We start from the raw sequence: 19,982 nt of genomic DNA on the forward strand, positions 1-19,982 counted from the left end.
CCGCGGCGAAGAAAAGGTGAAGCTCTGTGCGCGTGGTCATCGGCGAAGACCAGTTCCTGCTCCGCGACGGGCTGGTCCGGTTGCTCGAAGCGCACGGGATGACGATCGTCGCGGCGCTCGACAACGGGCCGGATCTGCTGAACGCGCTGGTCGCGGAGAAGCCGGACATCGGCGTCGTCGACATCCGGCTCCCGCCGTCGTTCACCGACGAGGGCCTGCGCGCGGCGATCGAGGCGCGCCGCCAGGTGCCCGGGCTGCCGGTGCTGGTGCTGTCGCAGTACGTCGAACGCTTGTACGTCAACGAATTGCTGGCCGACGGCGCGGGCGCGGTCGGCTACCAGCTCAAGGACCGGGTGCTCGACGGCGACCACTTCGTCGACGTGCTGCGCGGGGTCGCCGCGGGCAACACCATGATGGATCCCGAGGTGGTGTCGCGGCTGTTCACGCACAACACCCGCGACCGTGCGCTGGAAAGCCTCACTCCGCGCGAGAACGACGTGCTCCGGCTGATCGCCGAGGGCCGGTCCAACAGCAACATCGCCGCCGAGCTGTTCGTCACCGAGAAGGCGGTGTCCAAGCACATCAACAACATCCTGGCGAAATTGCAGCTGCCGGTGTCCGAGGACAGCAACCGCCGCGTGCAGGCCGTGCTGGCCTACCTGCGCCACTGACGCTTCACGGACCGCAAACTTGCCCCAGCGGCGGAGTGTTCAGCCGACCGGTGAGCAGGGGATTTCGATGACCACCGAGGTCGGGCCGCCGAGCGGGCTGAGCACGGTGAGGAACCCGTCCAGCGGGGCGAGCCGGCGTTCGAGTTCCCGCAGGCCGGTGCCCTTGGCCGGGTCCGCGCCGCCCTTGCCGTAGTCGGTGACCGTGATGGACAGCCGGCCGCCGGAATGGTGCACGTCGATTTTCCCGGAATCCGCGCCGGAATGCTTCATCGCGTTGTTGAGCACCTCGGAAACGGTGAAATACGCGGCTGTCTCGACAGCGGGCGCGAACCGGCCGGGAAGGTCGACGGTGGTTTCCATCTCCAGCGTCGCTTCCATCCCGAGCTCGCGGACGGCGTCGGCGAGACCGCGGTCCACCAGCACCGGCGGCTGGATCCCGCGCACCAGATCGCGCAGTTCCTGCAGGGCTTTCACCGAACTCGCCTTGGCCTCTTCCAGCAGGCTCTTCGCGGCTTCCGGCTGTCGCTCGGCGAGTTTCGCCGCCGCGTCGAGCGTCATTCCCATCGCGACCAGCCGGGCTTGCGCGCCGTCGTGCAGGTTGCGTTCGATCCGGCGCAGCTCCAGCGCCTGATGGCCGACGGCGTCGTCGCGCGTGGTGGTGAGGTGCTGGACGCGCTGCGCGAGGACGGTGCTTTCGGACGGGGAAAGGAGTTTGGCCGCCAGCGCCGCGTGCAGCTTCAGCAGATGCGGAGCGGCCCAGAGCGCGAGCGGGAAATGCAGCAGGCCGAGCACGACGGCGGCCCAGGCGACCGTCGGGTTGTCCACCGGCCACGCGACGTACCAGTCTCCGAGCCACAGATCGTCCAGAATCGGGTAGAGCAACGGCATCAACAACCCGCGCACGCCGTCGATCACGAGGGCTAACGGGGCGAGCGTAAGCAGGCAGCCGATGGTGCAGTCCACCAGCAGCCAGGCGGTGTCCCGCCAAGTGGCACGGTCGGCCAGCAACCGGGCGAAAACCTGAAAAAACCGGGTGCCCTCGGGCAACGGCAGATACGGTCGCGGCACCGTCCGTCCGGTCCAGGTGCCGTGCAGTTTCCGCTGCAGATTGGCGACCGCGCGAACGCCGTAGACCACCGGCGGAATCAGGAAAACCCCGACGCCGACGCCCAGCAGCGAAGCGGCGCAGGCCAGCAGCCCGAAAAGCACCGCCTCGACCGGTGCGAGCAGGCCCAGCGCGGTGCTGTGCAGCACGGCGAGGCCGCCCCTCGCGAACCAGGGCTTCGGCGCCGCCGGCTCGCGGACATCGGTTGAGGGCATATCCCGATTATGTGCTGTTCCCGGCTTTCCCGGCAGGGGTGCTAGGACCAGTCCGGATCGAAGAGCTAGCACCATCGGAATCCGGCCCCAGCGCTCGTAGCTTTCTTCTGTAGCCCGACGCGCCTGGGAGAGTGACCGATGTACCAGTCCGGACAGCCAAGCACGGATGCGGTGACGCTCCGCTCCGTCACCAAATTCTACGGAGGGAACCGGGCCCGCGTCGTCGCACTCGACGGGATTTCGGTTTCGTTCGCCCGCGGCAGTTTCACCGCGGTGATGGGACCGTCCGGTTCGGGCAAGAGCACGCTGCTGCACTGCGCGGCGGGACTCGACCAGCCGGATTCGGGCACCGTCGTGCTCGCCGACCAGGACCTCGGCCGGCTCGACGAGGCCGCGCTCACCCGGATGCGCCGCGACCACATCGGATTCATCTTCCAGCAGTTCAACCTGCTGCCGTCGCTGGACGTCGTCGACAACGTGACGCTGCCGCTGCGGCTGGCGGGCAAACGGGCCGATCCGGCGCTGGTGAACCGGATCATCGAGCAGGTCGGGCTCGGCGGACGGCGCGGGCACCGGCCCGGTGAATTGTCCGGCGGCCAACAGCAGCGCGTCGCGATCGCCCGCGCGCTGGTCAGCCGCCCGCACGTGACCTTCGCCGACGAGCCGACCGGTGCGCTGGACACGACGTCGGCGAGCGAGATCCTGGACCTGCTGCGCACCGCGGTGCGCGCCGAACGGCAGACCATCGTGATGGTGACGCACGATCCGGTCGCCGCCTCCTACGCCGACCGGGTGCTGTTCTTGGCCGACGGCCAGTTCGCCGGCGAGCTGCACGAACCGACCGTGGACGAGGTCGCGCGCGGGCTGACCGCGTTGAGCTCGCGTGCGTCGCGGCTCGGCCGCGACGGCCGGAACACCGTCGGGACGGTGCGCTGATGCTGCGCCTTGCCCTGAGCACGCTGCGGTTCCGCAAGGCCGGATTCACCGCGACGTTCATCGCGCTGCTCGTCGGCACCGCGATCGTGATGGCGTGCGGCGGGCTCATGCAGACCGGGATCTCGCCCCGCGTCCCGCCGCAGCGGCTGGCCGAGGCGCCGGTGGTCGTCGCGGGCGACCAGCACTACAACCTGCCGCCGACGAACCCGGGCACCGAGGACGAGGACCACGAATCCGCGACACTGCCCGAACGCGTGCGCCTGGACGCGTCGCTCGGGGCCAAGATCGCGGCCGTTCCCGGCGTCGCGAAGGTCGTCCCCGACGTGTCGATCCCGGCGACCCTTCCGGCCGACCCGGACGTGAAGCTGGTGCGCGGCACCGCGTTGGGGCACGACTGGGCGACCGCCGAGCTGGCCCCGTATTCGCTGACGGACGGCCGCGCTCCGCAGCGCAGCGGCGAAGTGGTGCTGGACCAGGCGACGGCCGCGGCCACCGGCGTCGCGTCGGGCGGTTCGGTGCAGATCGCCGTGCGTGGCGGGGTCCGGCCCTTCCAGGTCGTCGGAATCGCCGTCGCGGGCGGGAAAATGGCTTCCGACGCGGTGTTCTTCTCTCATGAAGACGCTCTCGCGCTGACGCCCGCGACCGGGCAGGTCGACGCGTTCGGCGTGCTTCCCACGGCGGGTACGGACCCGGCCGCGCTGAGCACCCAGATCGCGAACGCGGTGCGGGACCAGCACGCTGTCGCGCTCACCGGCGTCGCGCGGGGGACCGCCGAGTTCGCGCAGGCGAGCGACGGCGGGGAAATCCTCGTGATCCTGGCCGCGGTGTTCGGCGGTCTGGCGGTGCAGGTGGCGTTGTTCGTGGTGGCCAGCACGCTGGGCCTTTCGGTGCAGCAACGTCGGCGCGAGGTCGCGTTGCTGCGTGCGGTCGGCGCGACTCCGAAGCAGGTCAGCCGCATGATCACCGCGGAGTCGATGGTGATCGGCGTGCTCGCGACCGTGCTTGCCGCGTTCCCCGGCGAGCTGCTGGGGAACTGGCTGTTCGACCGGTTGTCCGGGTTCGGCGTCTTCGAACCGGTGCTGGCGTATCACCAGGACTGGATTCCGACCGCCGCGGGGGTTCTTGTCGGCTTGCTGTCGGCCTGGGGCGCGGGGTTTGTCGCGGCGCGGTACGCCGGGCGGACGCGTCCGGTGGAGGCGATGCAGGAACTGGTCTCGCCGAAGCGCTGGCTGACGTCGTTCCGGCTTTGGTGGGGCATCGGCAGCCTGATCGGCGGCGTGGCGCTGGCGTATCTGACGATCACGGTGATGGACGGACCGCTCGCGGCCAGCACGGCCGGACCGGCGGTCACGCTGGTGGCGGCGGCGGTCGCGCTCTTCGCACCGGGGATCACCCGGTTGATGGTCGCGGTGCTGCGGGTTCCGGTGCGCGCGGTGAGCGGGCTGTCCGGCTATCTCGCGATGGCCAACGCCCGGGTGCGCTGGCTGCCGATGTCCGGTGCCGTCGTGCCGGTCATGCTCGCCACGACGCTGGCCGTGTTCATGCTCTATTTCCAGACCACGCAGGTGGAATCGGCGAAGCAGAAGTACGCGTCGAACCTCTCGGCGGACGCGGTGGTCACCTCGTCGACCGGTGATGTCGGCACCGGGTTGCTCGACAAGGTCCGGTCGCTGCCCGGCGTCGGCACCGCTTCGGCGTACGTGACCAGCAAGGGCTACAACGAGAAGCCGTCGGACTCTGGCCAGGACGAGGACGGGCTCGCACTGACCGGGGTCACCGGCGACGCGGTCGCGAAGACGCGGGCCGCGGAACTCGCTTCCGGTTCGCTCAACGACCTGCAGGGCAACACCATCGCGCTTCCGGTCGATAACGCGAATCGGCTGCACGTCAAGGTCGGCGACGAGATCGGGCTGCGGCTCGGCGACGGTGCGCAAGTGCGGTTGCGAGTAGTGGCGACACTGCGGTCCGCGCCGTCTTTCGCGACGGCGTTGATGCCCGCGGGCACGCTGGCTCCGCACACCACCGACGGGATCGCGTCGCAGGTCCTCGTCACCGCGGCGGCGGGAACAAGCGTCTCGCAGCTGATGACCACGCTCGACGGGCTGGCGCAAGCCTCGCCCGGGGTGCAGGTCGCGAACCGGGACACGCTCACCGCCAAGTTCGTGCAGGAACAGGAAGCGAACGCGTGGGTGAATTACCTCGTGGTCGGCATGATCCTGCTCTACGCGGCGATCTCGGTGGTGAACACGCTCGTGCTCTCGACCGCGCACCGGCGGCGCGAGTTCGGCCTGCAGCGCCTCGCCGGGTCGAGCCGGGGCCAGGTGCTGGGCGTGATGGCCGTGGAGGGGATGGTGGTCGCGGTGATCGGCGTGGTCCTGGGCACCGCCGTCTCGCTGGCGATGCTGGTTCCGTTCAGCCAGGCGGTGTCCGACAGCTGGCTGCCCTACGGTCCATTGTGGATTTATGCAGTGGTGGTGCTGCTCGCGGTCGTGGTAAGCATGGTCGCCACGCTCTTCCCGACCTGGCTCGCGGTGCGCGGCAAGACCTCGATCGCCATGCTCTCTCCTGAATAGGTGACCCCTGGGCGACCGCCTGCTGCTGACTGCCCCCAGCTGTCAGCGCGCGGTCAGCCCGGGGTCACCGCCCCGCCGTAGCGTCAGCGGCATGAGTCCGAACGAGGCGGGAAGCTCTTCCTGGGACGCGATCGTGATCGGGTCCGGGATCGGCGGCCTCGTCTGCGCCGGGTACCTCGCCGCCTTCGGCCGCCGGGTGCTGGTGCTGGAGCAGCACGACGTGGCGGGCGGCAACTGCCACATGTTCCGGCGGCGGCGCGCCTACGAGTTCGACATCGGCGTGCACTACCTCGGCGACTGCGGGCCCGGCGGGCTGCTCCCGTCGCTGCTGGCCGGGCTCGGCGTCGGCGACCGGGTGCGGTTCCGCCGGCTCGACCCGGACGGCTTCGACCGGATCGTGCTGCCGGGCCTGCGCTTCGACGTCCCGGAAGGCTGGTCCAAGTACGGAGACCGGCTGCTGGAGACCTTTCCGGCGGAGGCCGCGGGGCTTCAGGAGTACCTCGCGATCTGCGGGGAGATCGCCGCGGCGGCGCGGTACTCGGCGAGTGCTCGGCCGGTGCTGGGCAACTCGGCCGCGGTGGTGCGCTGGAGCCGACGCAGCTTGAGTCGTCTGTTCGACCATTGTGGACTGTCGACGGCCGCGCGGACGGTGCTGGCCGCGCAGTCCGGAAACTATGCTTCCTCGCCAGCGAATACCGTTGTAGCGGCGCACATTCGCATGCTCGACGACTACCTGACCGGGGGCGCGTACTACCCGGAGGGCGGCGGCCAGATGCTGGCCGCCGCGCTGGTGGAGCAGCTCGAAACGCACGGCGGCCAGTTGCGCACTAAAGCGCGCGCCGCCCGGATCCTGATCGAGCACGGCCGCGCGGCCGGGGTCGAACTGGCCGACGGAGACGTGCTGCGTGCGCCGCTGGTGGTGTCCAATGCGGACTATCGGCGCACGGTGCTGGAGCTGTGCGGTGGCCGGGAAAACCTCCCCGAGGGCATCGTCCGGCGCACCGAAGACGCGGTCATGCGGCTGCCGTTGGTGACCAGCTATGCCGTGGTGGACACGGATTTGGCGGAAGCGTCCGAGGCCAACATCTGGTACTGGCCGAGCGGCGACGTCGAAAGTGCTTACGCCCGAACGGAAGCGGGCCAGTTCGACGAGCTGCCGTTCGTATTCATCTCGTCCGCCTCGCACAAGGACCCCGGCAACCCCGCCGTCTGCCCGCCCGGGTACACGAACCTCCAGATCATGACCGCGTGCCCGCCCGGCTACGAGCAGTGGGGCGTAACCGACGGGCCAGCGTCCGGGCTTCGGTACCGGCGCGTGGCCGAATACCGCGCGGCCAAAGAGAAACTCGCCGCCTGCCTGCTCGACCGCGCCGAAGAGGTGCTGGGCCCGTTCCGCGACCGCATCGTCTACCTCGAATCGGCCACCCCGCTCACGCAAGAGCGCTACACCCTCGCCACCGGCGGAGCCGCGTACGGACTGCAATCTTGGGGTCCGCACGGACGGCGGCCGGATGTCCGCACCGACGTCGAAGGACTGTTCGTCGCCGGACAGGACATCCACGGCGGGGGAGTCGTCGGCGCCGCGGTCGGCGGTGCGCAGTGCGCCGAGGCGATCCTCGACCGGCCGGTGCTGGCCGAAGCGTACGACGGCGCGGTTTTCGCCGACCGCGCCCTGCTGCCCGAACGCGGCCACGACTGGGATCCGCTGCGGATCTCCCGTGGCCAGGCCCGCCGCGACGCCCGCGGATTCGCTCCGACGGCGCGCTGAACCCCGTATAAAAGAAGGAGAGTCATGACTGAGACCGCGCAGACCCTGACCGAGGACCGGATCGTCGAAGGCATCACCGGCGCGCTGGGCGCGGTGCTCGAACGGGACGTCGCCGACCTGTCCGCGGACACCCGGCTGTCCGACGCCGGCCTCGACTCGACCGGCGTGCTGGAGCTGCTGATGCAGCTCGAGGACACGTTCGGCATCGAGTTCGACACCGAGAACCTGGAAATGCAGCACTTCGAATCGGTGCGTTCGCTCGCCGCGTTCGTCATCGCGGAGATCCGTGCCTGACCCGGCACCGTGGCAGGAGTACCGGCGCGTCGCCCGGAAGCAGGGCGTCGCGCCCGCGCTCAAGCTGCTGCCGACGGCGTGCCGCGACGGCGCGATCGCGGCCGTCCCGGCGGGAGAACTGCCCGCCGGGACGGAGATCCTGCGGGAGGCTGATCTCCCGGGCGGCGCGGTCGCGTTCGCGCGAGGTCTGGCGGGAGATCCTGCGGGGCTGGAGCTGGTGTGGGTGCGGCTGGGGCTTTCCCAGGGGCTGCTGGACGAGTGTCTCCGCTACCTGGGCGAGCGGCGTTCGGGCGAGGAGTCCTTGCTGCGCAAGCAGATGATCCAAGACTGCCTCGCCAGTGCGCTCAACGGGCAACTGGCGGTGGAAGCGGATCTGCTGGCGGACGGGAGCGCGGCGCCCGCGCGAGCGCGGTATCTGCATCAGTGTCTGTCCGATGTGGACCGAAAGCTGCTCGGCCTGCTGGGAGCGAAGGGATTCCTGGCTGGCGGACCGGGCGAGATCGCCGACGTTTCGGAGCTGCTCGCGAGCGTTCACGAAATGGGGACAACGTGACGGGCACGGTACTGACCGAACCCTTGCTGGCGCTGAGGGATCTCGCCGCGGAATGGGCGACCGACCTCCGCGCCGCCGGAGCGGTACTCGACCGCGATCCCGAGGCCACCGCCCAGCTCGCCGATCTGCCCGCGGTGCGCTGTATGGCGCAGCTGCTGGTCCCGGCGGAGTACGGAGCGGAAGGGATCCGGGTCGCCGGGCACCGGTTCAACGGGATGACCGCGCTGGAACGGACCGTGCTGCTGGAGGAGTTCGCCCGGGGCGACGCGGGCGCGACGCTCGCCGCGCCGGGAGCATCGATGTCCGGCGTCCTGATCGACGTACTCGGCGACGACGAACAGAAAGCCTGGTTCTACGGCAGGCTCATCGACCGTCCAACGTGGACCTTCTTCGCGCTCACCGAACCCGACATCGGCTCCGACGCGAACGCGCTGACCACCAGCCTGACGCCCGGCCCAGACGGCGATTTCGTTCTCAACGGCCGGAAACGCTACGTCGGCAACGCTTCCCGCGCAGGCATGGGCGTGGTCTTCGCCCGCACCGCACCCGGCCCGCTCGGCGTGCGCGCGGTCCTCCTGGACACCGCTTCTCCCGGCTTCCACGCCGAACCGCTGGGCATGCTCGGGTTGCGCGGCGCACGATTCTGCGCCCTGGAGTTCGACGGCGTACGCATCCCGGCGAACCGGGTGCTGGGTAGGCACCTTTCCCCGACCCGACGCGGAATGTGGGCCGCGACGCTCACGTTCAACCGACTCCGCCCCGGCGTCGCCGCCATCGCCGTCGGCATCGCGCGGGCCGCGCACGAATACGTCCGCGCCGAGGGCAGCCTGCTCACCGGCGGCGCGGCAGCCGAATGGGATCAGCTGGGCTACCGGATCGAGAGCGTCCGGAACCTGGTGCAGCTCGCGGCGATGGAGGTCGACGCGGGCGGAAGCCGCGGCGGGCACCTCGCCTCGTCCGCCAAAGCCGAGGCGAGCCGGCTCGCCGAGGACGCGACCAGGGCCGCCTGCCGGTTCTTCGGACCGAGCGCGCGCTGGACGCATCCCTTGCTGGACAAGCTGATTCGCGACGCGCGCGGCGTCGAGTTCATGGAAGGCGCCGCGAACATCCAGAAACTCATCGTCTTCACCGGGCTGCTCGCCGGCAAAGTCGGCCATGGCGAGTCGTTCCCGGCGCTGAACCGCCCCTTGGGCACCGGAGGTTTGCCGTGCGGGTGATATCCGCCCCTCAGGAGTTCACCGTCCCGGATCTCTATGTCGACCTGCGCCGGTTCGTCGGCCGCGACCTGTTCGTCAAATGCGAGGGGTTCAACTTCGCCGGGTCGATCAAGCTCAAGGCCGCGCTGGAGATCGTCGAGCGCGCCGAGCGGGACGGCAGGCTGCGCCCCGGCGCCACGATCGTCGAAAGCTCGTCCGGGAACATCGGCGTCGCGCTCGCGATGGTCGCGGCCAGCCGGGGTTACCGGTTCATCTGCGTCACCGACGACCACTGCACGCTGTCCGCGCGGCAGCTGATGCAGAACTACGGCGCCGAGGTCCACGTGCTGACCGAACCGCATCCGGTGGAAGGCCTGGTCGGCGCGCGGCAGCGGCTGGTGGAGAGCCTCTGCGCGGAGCACGCGGACTACGTCTGGCTCGACCAGCACACCAACCCGGGCAACTGGACCGCGCACTACCGGACCACCGGCCCGGAGATCCTGCGCATGTTCCCCGGCCTCGACGTGCTGTTCGTCGGCACCGGCACGGCCGGGACGCTGATGGGCTGCGCCCGCTACCTGCACGAGGCGCGCCGGTCGATCCGCGTGGTCGCGGTGGACAGCGTCGGCTCGGTGAGCTTCGGCGGCCCGCCCGGGCCGAGGCGGATTCCCGGGCTGGGCTCCGCGATCCGTCCGGCGCTGCTCGACGAGTCCTTAGTGGACGATGTGGTGCACGTCGAGGAGACCGCGACCGTCGAGATGTGCCGGACGCTGGTGCGGCACGGCTTCCTGTTCGGCGGCTCGACCGGCACCGTCGTCGCCGGCGCGCTGTCCTGGCTCGCCCGCGAGGACCGCGACCTGACCGCCGTCGCCATCTCCCCGGATCTGGGCGACCACTACCTGGACACGGTCTACCGGGACCACTGGGCCGCCGACGCGCTCGGCCGCGTGCCCGAGCAGACCACCGACCGACTTTCCGAGGTGCCGCGATGACTGCTGTCGAGACCAGCCTGCCCCTGTCCACGGCCCAGACCGACGTCTGGTTCGACGAGCAGCTGTCCGGAGGCGGCCTGGCCTACGCGATGGCCGACTACCTGGACATCTCCGGCGACCTCGACGTGGCGGCGTTCACCGAGGCGTTCCGCCTGCTCACCGACGAGGCCGAATGCTTCCGCGCGCGCTTCTTCGAGATCGACGGCGAACCGCGCCAGGTGGTCGAGCCGCTGACCGAGCTGCCGGTCCGCTTCCTCGACCTGTCCGGCGAACCGGACCCCGAGGCGGCCGCCCTCGCGTGGATGCACGAGGACCTGGCCCAGCCGTTCTCCGTCACCGATTTCCCGCTCTTCCGGGCGGCTTTGCTCACGCTCGGCCCGCGTCGGCGATTCTGGTATCTCACCACCCACCACCTGGTCGGCGACGGGTTCAGCGCCGCGATCTGCCACCGGCGGATGGGCGAGCTGTACACGGCCGTGCTGACCGGTGCGGAGCCCCAGGGCCGTCCCCTGCCGCCGTTTCGGGACCTGCTGGAATCCGAACTCGCATATCAGACCTCGACGCATCTCGGGCGGGACCGCGAGTTCTGGAGCAGCCACTTCAGCACGGTCCCGGACCTGATCAGCTTGTCCGGCAAGGAACCCGCGCCCGCTCGCGGCTTCCTACGCCGCACCCTCGCCCTGCCCGCCGATGCCGCCGCAGCCGCGCGGAAGGCGGTGGCGCAGGCCGGGGTGACCCTGCCGACCTTCCTGCTCGCCGCGATGGCCGCCTACACCGAACGCCTTTCCGGGATCCAGGACCTGATGCTGACCGTCCCGGTCGCCGCCCGCGCGGGGGTCCGGACGCGGACGATTCCGGGGATGATGGCGAACTACCTGCCGCTGAAAATGCAGGTCACGCCCGCGATGACCCCGCAGTTGCTGCTGAAGCAGGCTTCGCGGGAACTCGCCCGCACGCTCAAGCACCAGCGGTACCACGTCAACCAGATCCGCCGCGACATCGGCGTGCGCAGCGACGAACGGCGGCCGTTCGGCGGTCCCTTCGTGAACGTGCTGCCCGCGGATCCCGGGCTGCGGCTCGGCGACTGCGTGACCCGGGTGCGGAACCTGTCCACCGGGATCACCAACGACCTGTCCATCACCGTCCTCGACGAGCCCGGCGGCGGGATCGAACTGCACCTCAACGGAAACCCCGACCTCTACGACGAGTCCGGAGTGGACACTCACCTGCACCGGTTCGCCGGGTTCCTGGACCGCTTCGCGCGCGCCGATCCGGACGCGCCGCTCGCGCGCATCGACGTCGCCGATGCGCAGGAGCGCGAGGAACTGCTCGCCGCCGGGTTAGGCGCTAATGGCCCGGTTGGTGCGGGGGTGGTGGAGCGAGTGCGCGCGCAGGCTCCGGATGCGGTCGCGGTGGTTGATGCGGCCGGGTCGGTGAGTTATGCGGACCTGGTCGGGCTGGCCTCGGCGTTGTCGCGGCGGTTGCCAGCGGGGCGCGTGGTTGGCGTGCTCGCCGGCCCAGGGAGCGGTTTCATCTCAGCGGTTCTCGGTGTGTTGGGCGCGGGCGGTGCCTACGTGCCGCTGGATCCGACGCTGCCGTTGGCGCGGTTGCGTGACTTGGTGGCGGACAGCGGCGCGGCTTGTGTCGTTGCGGCACCGGAGTTTCGGGACATCGCGGCGGAGCTGCCGGTGGACGTCGTGGAGCTGGACGGCACGGTTGATGCCGACCTGGCACCCGTGGTCGGCGCGGGCGATGGCGTGGCGTACGTGATCTTCACGTCCGGGTCGACCGGGCGTCCCAAGGGCGCGATGGTCTCCCGGCTCGGGATGATGAACCACCTGCTGGCGAAGGTCGAGGATCTCGGGCTGGGCGCGTCCGACGTGGTGGTGCAGAACGCGCCGCTGACGTTCGACGTGTCGGTGTGGCAGATGCTCGCGCCGCTGGTGGTCGGCGGCCAGGTCCGGGTGGTGGACCGGCGGGTCGCCGCGGATCCGGAGACGTTGTTCGGCTTGGGGATGTCGGTGCTGGAAGTGGTGCCGTCGTTGCTGCGGGCCGCATTGGACTTCTGGGATGCCGGTGGTCCGCCGAAGCTGCCCGGATTGCGGTGGCTGGTGGTGACCGGCGAGGCGTTGCCGCCGGACCTGTGCGTGCGGTGGTTCGGGTACTTCCCGGAGATTCCGCTCGTGAACGCGTACGGGCCGACGGAGTGTTCGGACGACGTGACGCACGCGGTTCTGTCCAGTGTGGACGATGTGCGCGGGGTGCGGACGCCGATCGGTCTCCCGGTGCGGAACACCCGGCTGTACGTGCTGAGCGACGAACTGCGGCCGGTCCCGGCGGGTGCGGCCGGCGAGCTGTATGTCGGCGGCTTGGTGGTCGGACGCGGTTACGTGGGCGACCCGGTCAAGACGGGTTCGGTGTTCGTCGCGGATCCGTTCGGCGAGCCGGGCACGCGGATGTACCGGACCGGCGACCGCGTGGTGCGCCGGGACGACGGGGCTTTGGAGTTCATCGAGCGTCGCGACTTCCAGGTCAAGATCCGCGGCCACCGCATCGAACTCGGCGAAATCGAAGCTACCCTGCGCGAGCTGCCCGAGATCGCGGACGCGGTCGTGGTGGTGCGCACCGACGACGCCGGGACCAAACGGCTGGCCGCGTATCTGGTCGGAACGGAGCCGGTCGACGTCCCGTCGGTGCGGAGCGAACTGCAGCAGCGGCTGCCGGACTACCTGGTGCCGCCCGCGATGGTCGTGCTCGACGCGATGCCGCTGACCGTGCACGGCAAGGTCGACCGGGAAGCGTTGCCGGAGCCCGATTTCGCCGCCGAGGCAGTCGGCCGGGCCCCGCGCAATGCCGTCGAGGCCATCCTGTGCGATGTCCTGGCCGAAGTGCTGACGGTGCCGAAGGTCTACATCGACGACAACTTCTTCGCCCTCGGCGGCGACAGCGTCAGCTCGATCCAGGTGGTCAGCCGTGCCCGCAAAGCCGGGCTGATCATCACCCCGCGCGACCTGCTGGAAGCCCGCACCCCGGCGGCGATCGCGGAGAACGCGGTCCCGGTCGGAGACGAGGTCGCCCTCGAAACCGCCGCCTTGATCGAACTCGAACCGGGAGAACTGGACGAGCTGCGGGTCGGTCCGGTCGAGGAAGTGCTCCCGCTCGCGCCGTTGCAGCAGGGCATGCTCTTCCACGCCGAGCTGGACGTCGAAGGCGTGGATTTCTATGCCGTGCAAGCGATCGCGGACCTCGAAGGACCGCTCGATACCGCAGCGGTCCGGGACGCCTGCGCCACGCTGCTGACCCGCCACACCGCTCTGCGCGGATACTTCCGGCGACGCCGCAACGGGGAACCGGTGCAGCTGGTCGCCGAATCGGTCGAGCTGCCGTGGTCCGAGGTCGACCTGACCGTGCTGCCGGAGGACCGTCGGGTGGCGGAGCTGCAGCGGCTGGTCGAGGAAGACCGGTTGCGCCGCTTCGACCTCGCCCGCCCGCCGCTGGTCCGCTTCACCCTGATCCGGGTCGCCGCCGAGCGCTACCGGTTCCTGTGGAGCGCGCACCACATCGCCACGGATGGCTGGTCGGTGCCCATCCTCATCGACGAGCTGGCGCAGCTCTACGCACGCGGCGCGAAGGCCGAACTGCCCGCGGTGCCGCAGATGCGCGACTACCTCGCCTGGCTGTCTCGCCAGGATCAGGAAGCCGGTCGGAAAGCCTGGCAGGACCTCCTCGACGGCCTCCCCGGACCGACCCGCGTCGCCCCAGATCTGCCGGCCGCCGCGAACCTGCCCGCGACTGTCGAGTTAGTACTGTCCGAAAGCGACACTGCGAATCTCTATGCGTGGGCGCGGGAACACGAGCTGACGGTCAGCACGATCGTGCAGGCGTGCTGGGCGATTCTGGTCGGCAGGCTGGCCGGGCAGCAGGACGTGGTCTTCGGCGCGGTCGCCTCCGGACGTCCGGCGGAACTGCCCGGCGTCGAAACGATGGTCGGCATGTTCGTGAACACCGTGCCGGTGCGGGCTCGCCTCGACCCCGCTCGCCCGGTCCGCGGACTGCTCGCCGAACTGGGGCAGCAGCAGGCCTCGATGGTGTCCTATCAGCACATCGGACAGGCCCAGCTGAGCGGAGCCATCCCGGACAGCGGAGAACTCTTCGACACCGCGGTGGTGTTCGAGAACGTTCCCGCCGGCGACGGCGGCCCGCTGGTGAAACTCGGCGAGGACGTCAGGGTGGTCGACGCGGTGACGCTCGATTCGCGGCACTACCCGCTCAGCCTCGTCGTGGAACCGCGCGACTCCCTCGTCTTCCGCTTCGACTACCTCCGCGAGGCCTTCGGCGACGACCGCGTCCGCGGGCTGGCGCAGCAGTTCCGGGCACTGCTCGACACGGTGCTCGGCGACCCGGACCGCCTGCTCGGCCGGATCGACGTGGTGGCCGAACCGGCGCAGACTTTCCTGCTGGGCGCGACGGGCCCGGTCGGTGCGGGCGCAGTCGAGCGGGTGCGCTCGCAGGCCCCCGACGCGGTCGCGGTGGTCGACGACACCGGATCCGTGAGTTATGCGGAACTGGTGGGACTGGCTTCGGCCCTGTCTCGGCGGTTGCCTCCGGGACGGGTGGCGGGCGTGCTCGCAGGCCCCGGTATTGGCTTTATTTCAGCAGTTCTCGGTGTCCTCGGTGCCGGTGGTGCATACGTGCCGCTCGATCCGTCGGTGCCGCTCGCCCGCCTGCGAGGGCTGGTGGAGGACAGCGGCGCGGCGTGTGTGATCGCGGCGCCGGAGTTCCGGGAGCTCGCGGCCAGTCTGCCGGTGGACGTCATCGAGCTGGACGGCGTGGTCGACACCGAGCTGGCCCCGGTGGTCGGTGCTGACGACGATGTGGCCTACCTGATCTTCACTTCCGGCTCCACCGGCCGTCCCAAGGGCGCGATGGTTTCTCGCCTCGGGATGGTCAACCACCTACTCGCCAAGGTAGAAGACCTGTCCCTGAAGCCGTCGGATGTGCTGGTGCAGAACGCGCCGCTGACGTTCGACGTGTCCGTGTGGCAGATGCTCGCGCCCCTGATGGTCGGCGCTCAAGTCCGGGCGGTGAGCCGCGAGACGGCGGCCGATCCCGACGCGCTGTTCGGCTTGGGCATGTCCGTGCTGGAAGTCGTGCCCTCGTTGCTGCGCGCGGCGTTGGACTTCTGGGACGCGGGCGGCCCGCTGAACCTGGACGGACTTCGCTGGCTGGTGGTCACCGGAGAGGCCTTGCCGCCGGACCTGTGCGTCCGCTGGTTCGAGTACTTCCCGAACATCCCGATGGTGAACGCCTACGGCCCGACCGAGTGCTCCGACGACGTGACCCACGCCGTTCTGTCCAGCGTGGACGATGCGCAGGGCCTGCGGGTGCCGATCGGCCTCCCGGTGCGCAACACCCGGTTGTACGTCCTGGGCGACGAGCTGCGGCCGGTCCCGCCAGGCGCGGCAGGGGAGTTGTACGTCGGCGGATTGGTCGTCGGCCGCGGCTATGTCGGTGACCCGGTCAAGACGGGTTCGGTGTTCGTGGCTGACCCGTTCGGCGAGCCGGGCGCCCGGATGTACCGGACCGGCGACCGCGTGGTGTGCCGGGCTGACGGTGCGCTGGAGTTTGTGGAACGCCGGGACTTCCAGGTCAAGATCCGCGGCCACCGCATCGAACTCGGCGAGATCGAAGCCGGTCTGCTCGCCCAGGAATCGGTCACCGACGCTGTAGTCGTCGTGCAGGGCTCCGACGCGGCCAACCGGCACCTCGTCGGGTACGTCGCGGGAACCGCCCGCCCCGAAGACCTGCAGGCTCAGCTGGCCGAACTGCTGCCCGCTTACATGGTGCCCAGCGCGCTCGTCGTACTCGACCGGCTCCCGCTGACCGCACACGGCAAGGTCGACCGCAAGGCCCTGCCCGCGCCGGAAAACCTAGCCGGACCAGAGAAGCGCGGCCCTCGCACCCCGGTCGAGGAACAGCTGACCCGGCTCTACGCCGAGGTACTGGGCCTGCCCGAAGCCGGAATCGACGACGACTTCTTCGAACTCGGCGGCCATTCCCTCCTGGCCACCGCGCTGGTCAGCCGGATCCGGTCGGAACTGGACGTCGAACTGCCGCTGCGGGACCTCTTCGAGGCCCGCACCGTCGCCGCACTGGCCGGACGGCTCGCGTCCGCGGGCCAAGCACGCGCGGCGTTCCGCAAACTGGACCGTCCCGATCCGTTGCCGCTGTCGTACGCCCAGCAGCGGATGTGGTTCCTCAACCGGCTCGAAGGCGAACACGGCGGATACACCATCCCCCTCGCCGTGCGCCTCTCCGGCGAGCTGGACCGCTCTGCGCTCGCCGCCGCCATCGACGATCTGACCGCGCGCCACGAAATCCTGCGCACGATCTTCCCCGACACCGACGGCGTGCCGTACCAGCGCGTCCTCGACGCGGGGGAGTCCTTGCGCACCGCGCCGATGCCCGCGAACCTCACTGCAGTCCTGGAAGAAGAGGTCGCCCGAGGATTCGACCTGGCCACCGATCTTCCGTTGCGCAGCAAGCTCTTCGGACCCGCCGAGAACGGCGATCACGTCCTCCTGCTGGTGCTCCACCACATCGCCGGAGACGCCTGGTCCGTCGACGTGCTCGCCCGCGACCTCGCCACCTCCTACGAAGCCCGGCTGTCCGGAAAGAGTCCAGAGTGGACAGAGCTGCCCGCCCAGTACGCGGACTACTCGGTCTGGCAACACTCCCTCCTGGACGACACCAAGGACGGCGAATCCCTCCGCCTGCTGAAGCACTGGCGGGAGGCACTCGCCGGAATGCCCGGCGAACTGGCGTTGCCGGTCGACCTGCCGCGGCGCGCCTCCGCCGGCTACCACGGCGGAACCATCGAGTTCGAGGTGCCGTCCGCCGTGCACCGGGGCCTCGCGCGGCTCGCGCATGAGCAAGGGGCGAGCCTGTTCATGGTCGTCCAGGCCGCGCTGGCCACGCTGCTCACCCGGCTCGGCGCGGGTACCGACATCCCGCTCGGCAGCCTGGTCGCCGGACGTCCGGACGAAGCCGTGCACGACCTCGTCGGCTTCTTCGTCAACACGCTCGTTCTGCGCACCGACACCAGCGGCGACCCGCACTTCGCCGACCTGGTCGCGCGAGTCCGCGACGCCGACCTCGCCGCCTACGCCCACCAGGACCTGCCCTTCGAACGACTGCTGGAGGCGACGCAACCGGCCCGTTCGATGTCGCGGCAGCCGTTGTTCGGAGTGCTGCTGTCCTTCTACGACGTGCCGCCGTCCGAAGTCAGTCTCGGCAGCCTGACCGCGCGTCCCGAACTGCTCGCCCCGACGCACAAGAAGTTCAAGTTCGACCTGACCTTCCAGCTGGGCCAGCACAAGGGAGAACGCGGTCTGGAAGGCACGCTCGAGTACAACGCCGACGCGTTCACCGCGGAAACCGCGCACCTGCTGGTCGAGCGGCTGAAGCTCCTCCTGACGGCTGCCGCCGAAGATCCCGGACAGCCGCTGAGCCGGATCGACCTGCGCACGGTCGCCGAGCGGGCAACCTCAGCCGTGTCGGTTCCGGAGGTTCCCGATGGCTTGCTGGTGCCGGGGGACATCGGTCTGCGCGAGCAAGCCAACCGACTGGCCCGGGCATTGCAGGCGCAGGGCGCGGGTCCGGGGGAGACGGTGACCGTCGACCTGCCGCCGGGCCGCGACCGCTGGGCCGCGATCTTCGCCGTCCTAGCCACCGGCGCGGCCTGGACGCCGAGCGGGCCGTCTCGTTGCACAGTCCCCGCGGACGTGTCCGGATTCGCCGACACCGACCTTGAGGTGTCGCTGTCCGGGGCAGAGCTGGCGTATCGCGGAGAAGCGGTGTTCAGCCGAGACGCGCTGGCCGCGACAATCGCCGCCCTGCTGGCCGAATTGCCGCTCACCGCCAGCGACCGCGTCCTCGCGCCGGACACTGAATTCGCGCTGCCGGTCGTGCTGGCCGCGTTGCACGTCGGCGCGGTGGTGACCGTCGCTCCCGCCGCGGAGATCGCGGAACTCGCGTCGTCGGTGGACCCGAGCGTCGTGGTCGTGACCCCGAGCATCGCGAAAATGCTGGCGCTGCGACCGGGTACCAGGGTGCTGAACTTCGGTGAGAGATTCCTCGACGGTGCGCTCAACTGCGAGGGCACCGCGGCGTCCGGCTGGCTCTCGCTGGTCGACGGACGCCCCTTCGCGCACAGCCGCGCCGACGTCCTCGACCAGAGTCTGCAATCCGTGCCTCGTGGCGGCCGAGGAGAGCTGTACTTGGCTGGCGCACCCACCGGCCTCCCTGCCCGCATCAGCTTGGACGGAACCGTCGAAGTGATTCGCGAGACCCAGGTGCGCGGCTTCACGATCCCGATCGGGCAGATCGAAGCGGCTCTGCACCGCCAGCCCTCAGTCGCCGCAGCAGCCGTCATCGCCGAGGATGACTTGATCGCCTACGTCGTCCCGCAATGGGAACGCGGCGTCGACCCGCTCACCCTGCGGGAAGCACTCGCCGCCGAACTCCCTGATTACCTGATCCCGACCGCGTTCGTCGAACTCGACACCATCCCCGTCGCCCCAGACGGATCCCTGGACCGTGCCGCGTTGCCCGCTCCCGCAACACAAACCAGCCAGGACACCAGCGAAACCGTCGAACTGCTGCGAACCGCTTTCGCCGAAACCCTTGGCATCACTGACGTCGACGTCCAGACTGGTTTCTTCGAACTGGGCGGCAACAGCCTGCAATCCGTCCGTCTGGTCGCACTGGCCCGACGAGCCGGACTCCGGCTGACCGTGGCCGACGTCCTGACCCACGGCAGCGTCGAACGCCTGGCCGCACTCGCCGAACGAGCCGAACCGGAGGTCGCGGACCTGCCGGACCCGTTCGCGCCCGTGCTGCCGATCCGCCCGACCGGGTCGAAACCGCCCCTGTTCTGCCTGCACGCCGGACTCGGCCTGAGCCTGCCCTACCTCGGTCTGGCGGCCCACCTGCCAGACCGGCCGATCTACGGCCTCCAATCGCCGGGAATCATTGGCACGGAAAAGTTCCCGGACTCCGTCGAACAGGTCGCCGAGGACTACCTGAAGCACATTCGCCGGATCCAGCCCCACGGCCCGTACCACCTGCTCGGCTGGTCCTACGGCGGTCTGCTGGCCTTCGAACTGGCCGTACGCCTCGAGTCCGAAGGCGAAACGGTCGGCTCACTGTCCATCTTGGACAGCTACCCGCAGGACGGCGCCGAAACCGCGCCGACGAGGCACGAGCTGCTCGTCGATTTCCTGGAGCACGTGGGCTTCCACGACACCGACGGCGGGCCCGAGCTGACCCCAGCCGACGTCATCGCCGTGCTGCGCGACGGAGACAGCAGACTGGCCGACATCGGCGAAGAACGCATGACCCGCGTCCTCGCCGTGATGGACAACAACGCGTCCCTCGCCCACCAGTACCGGCCGGCGAGGTTCACCGGCGCGGTCGAGCTGTTCGTCGCCGCCGAGGGCTTGACCGACGGCGAGGTAGCCGAACGCGCGGGCCGCTGGGTGCCGCACGTGGCGGGACCGGTGCGCGCACACCGGATCGACTGCGGCCACGAATACCTGATGGACCCGCGACCACAGGCCGAGGTCGGCGCCGTGGTGGCGGAAACGCTGAGCACCGGAAGCGAGGAGTCGCAGTGACC

Annotated in this window: 10 protein-coding genes; 9 read left to right on the forward strand and 1 reads right to left on the reverse strand. The window is 70.0% G+C overall.

Going from position 1 to position 19,982, the window contains the following annotated elements; genetic code table 11:
* Nucleotides 1-26 precede the first annotated feature (26 nt).
* A complete protein-coding gene (locus ABD156_RS09635) occupies nucleotides 27-671 on the forward strand; it encodes a LuxR C-terminal-related transcriptional regulator (RefSeq protein WP_344269400.1) in 645 nt (214 codons plus the stop codon).
* A 39-nt stretch (nucleotides 672-710) separates the two neighbouring features.
* Here the strand turns inward: ABD156_RS09635 and ABD156_RS09640 are convergent, their stop codons facing one another.
* A complete protein-coding gene (locus ABD156_RS09640) occupies nucleotides 711-1,991 on the reverse strand; it encodes a sensor histidine kinase (RefSeq protein WP_344269403.1) in 1,281 nt (426 codons plus the stop codon).
* A 138-nt stretch (nucleotides 1,992-2,129) separates the two neighbouring features.
* Here ABD156_RS09640 and ABD156_RS09645 point away from each other — a divergent pair, with 138 nt between their 5' ends.
* From ABD156_RS09645 to ABD156_RS09680, 8 genes are all read left to right on the forward strand, one after another.
* Nucleotides 2,130-2,927, forward strand: coding sequence for an ABC transporter ATP-binding protein (locus ABD156_RS09645; protein ID WP_344269405.1), 798 nt, complete (start codon nucleotides 2,130-2,132; stop codon nucleotides 2,925-2,927).
* A complete protein-coding gene (locus ABD156_RS09650) occupies nucleotides 2,927-5,500 on the forward strand; it encodes an ABC transporter permease (protein ID WP_344269407.1) in 2,574 nt (857 codons plus the stop codon). The genes ABD156_RS09645 and ABD156_RS09650 overlap by 1 nt, the downstream gene beginning before the upstream one ends.
* A 91-nt stretch (nucleotides 5,501-5,591) precedes the next feature.
* Nucleotides 5,592-7,268, forward strand: a complete 1,677-nt coding sequence (locus tag ABD156_RS09655; RefSeq protein WP_344269410.1) for a phytoene desaturase family protein — start codon at nucleotides 5,592-5,594, stop codon at nucleotides 7,266-7,268.
* Between the two features lie 24 nt (nucleotides 7,269-7,292).
* Entirely contained in the window at nucleotides 7,293-7,562 is a 270-nt protein-coding gene (locus ABD156_RS09660) for an acyl carrier protein (protein WP_344269413.1), read from the forward strand.
* Nucleotides 7,555-8,115: a DUF2786 domain-containing protein gene (locus ABD156_RS09665; RefSeq protein WP_344269415.1), complete on the forward strand. Its 561-nt coding sequence runs from the start codon at nucleotides 7,555-7,557 to the stop codon at nucleotides 8,113-8,115. Before ABD156_RS09660 ends, ABD156_RS09665 begins: the two co-directional genes overlap by 8 nt.
* Nucleotides 8,112-9,332: an acyl-CoA dehydrogenase family protein gene (locus ABD156_RS09670; protein WP_344269418.1), complete on the forward strand. Its 1,221-nt coding sequence runs from the start codon at nucleotides 8,112-8,114 to the stop codon at nucleotides 9,330-9,332. Before ABD156_RS09665 ends, ABD156_RS09670 begins: the two co-directional genes overlap by 4 nt.
* On the forward strand, nucleotides 9,323-10,303 hold the full coding sequence (gene sbnA / locus ABD156_RS09675) for a 2,3-diaminopropionate biosynthesis protein SbnA (protein WP_344269421.1): 981 nt from the start codon (nucleotides 9,323-9,325) through the stop codon (nucleotides 10,301-10,303). Before ABD156_RS09670 ends, sbnA begins: the two co-directional genes overlap by 10 nt.
* Nucleotides 10,300-19,980 carry an amino acid adenylation domain-containing protein gene (locus ABD156_RS09680; RefSeq protein WP_344269424.1) on the forward strand — a complete coding sequence of 3,227 codons (9,681 nt, stop codon included), beginning with the start codon at nucleotides 10,300-10,302 and terminating at the stop codon, nucleotides 19,978-19,980. The genes sbnA and ABD156_RS09680 overlap by 4 nt, the downstream gene beginning before the upstream one ends.
* Nucleotides 19,981-19,982 lie beyond the last annotated feature (2 nt).

The organism is Amycolatopsis albidoflavus, from assembly GCF_039525725.1.
GTDB lineage: Bacteria > Actinomycetota > Actinomycetes > Mycobacteriales > Pseudonocardiaceae > Amycolatopsis > Amycolatopsis albidoflava.

Bases quoted from the DNA above. Each gene is read 5' to 3' on its own strand.
- ABD156_RS09680 (WP_344269424.1), top strand. From the start codon at position 10,300: ATGACTGCTGTCGAGACCAGCCTGCCCCTGTCCACGGCCCAGACCGAC.
- ABD156_RS09645 (WP_344269405.1), top strand. From the start codon at position 2,130: ATGTACCAGTCCGGACAGCCAAGCACGGATGCGGTGACGCTCCGCTCC.
- ABD156_RS09650 (WP_344269407.1), top strand. From the start codon at position 2,927: ATGCTGCGCCTTGCCCTGAGCACGCTGCGGTTCCGCAAGGCCGGATTC.
- ABD156_RS09660 (WP_344269413.1), top strand. From the start codon at position 7,293: ATGACTGAGACCGCGCAGACCCTGACCGAGGACCGGATCGTCGAAGGC.
- ABD156_RS09640 (WP_344269403.1), bottom strand. From the start codon at position 1,991: ATGCCCTCAACCGATGTCCGCGAGCCGGCGGCGCCGAAGCCCTGGTTC.
- ABD156_RS09655 (WP_344269410.1), top strand. From the start codon at position 5,592: ATGAGTCCGAACGAGGCGGGAAGCTCTTCCTGGGACGCGATCGTGATC.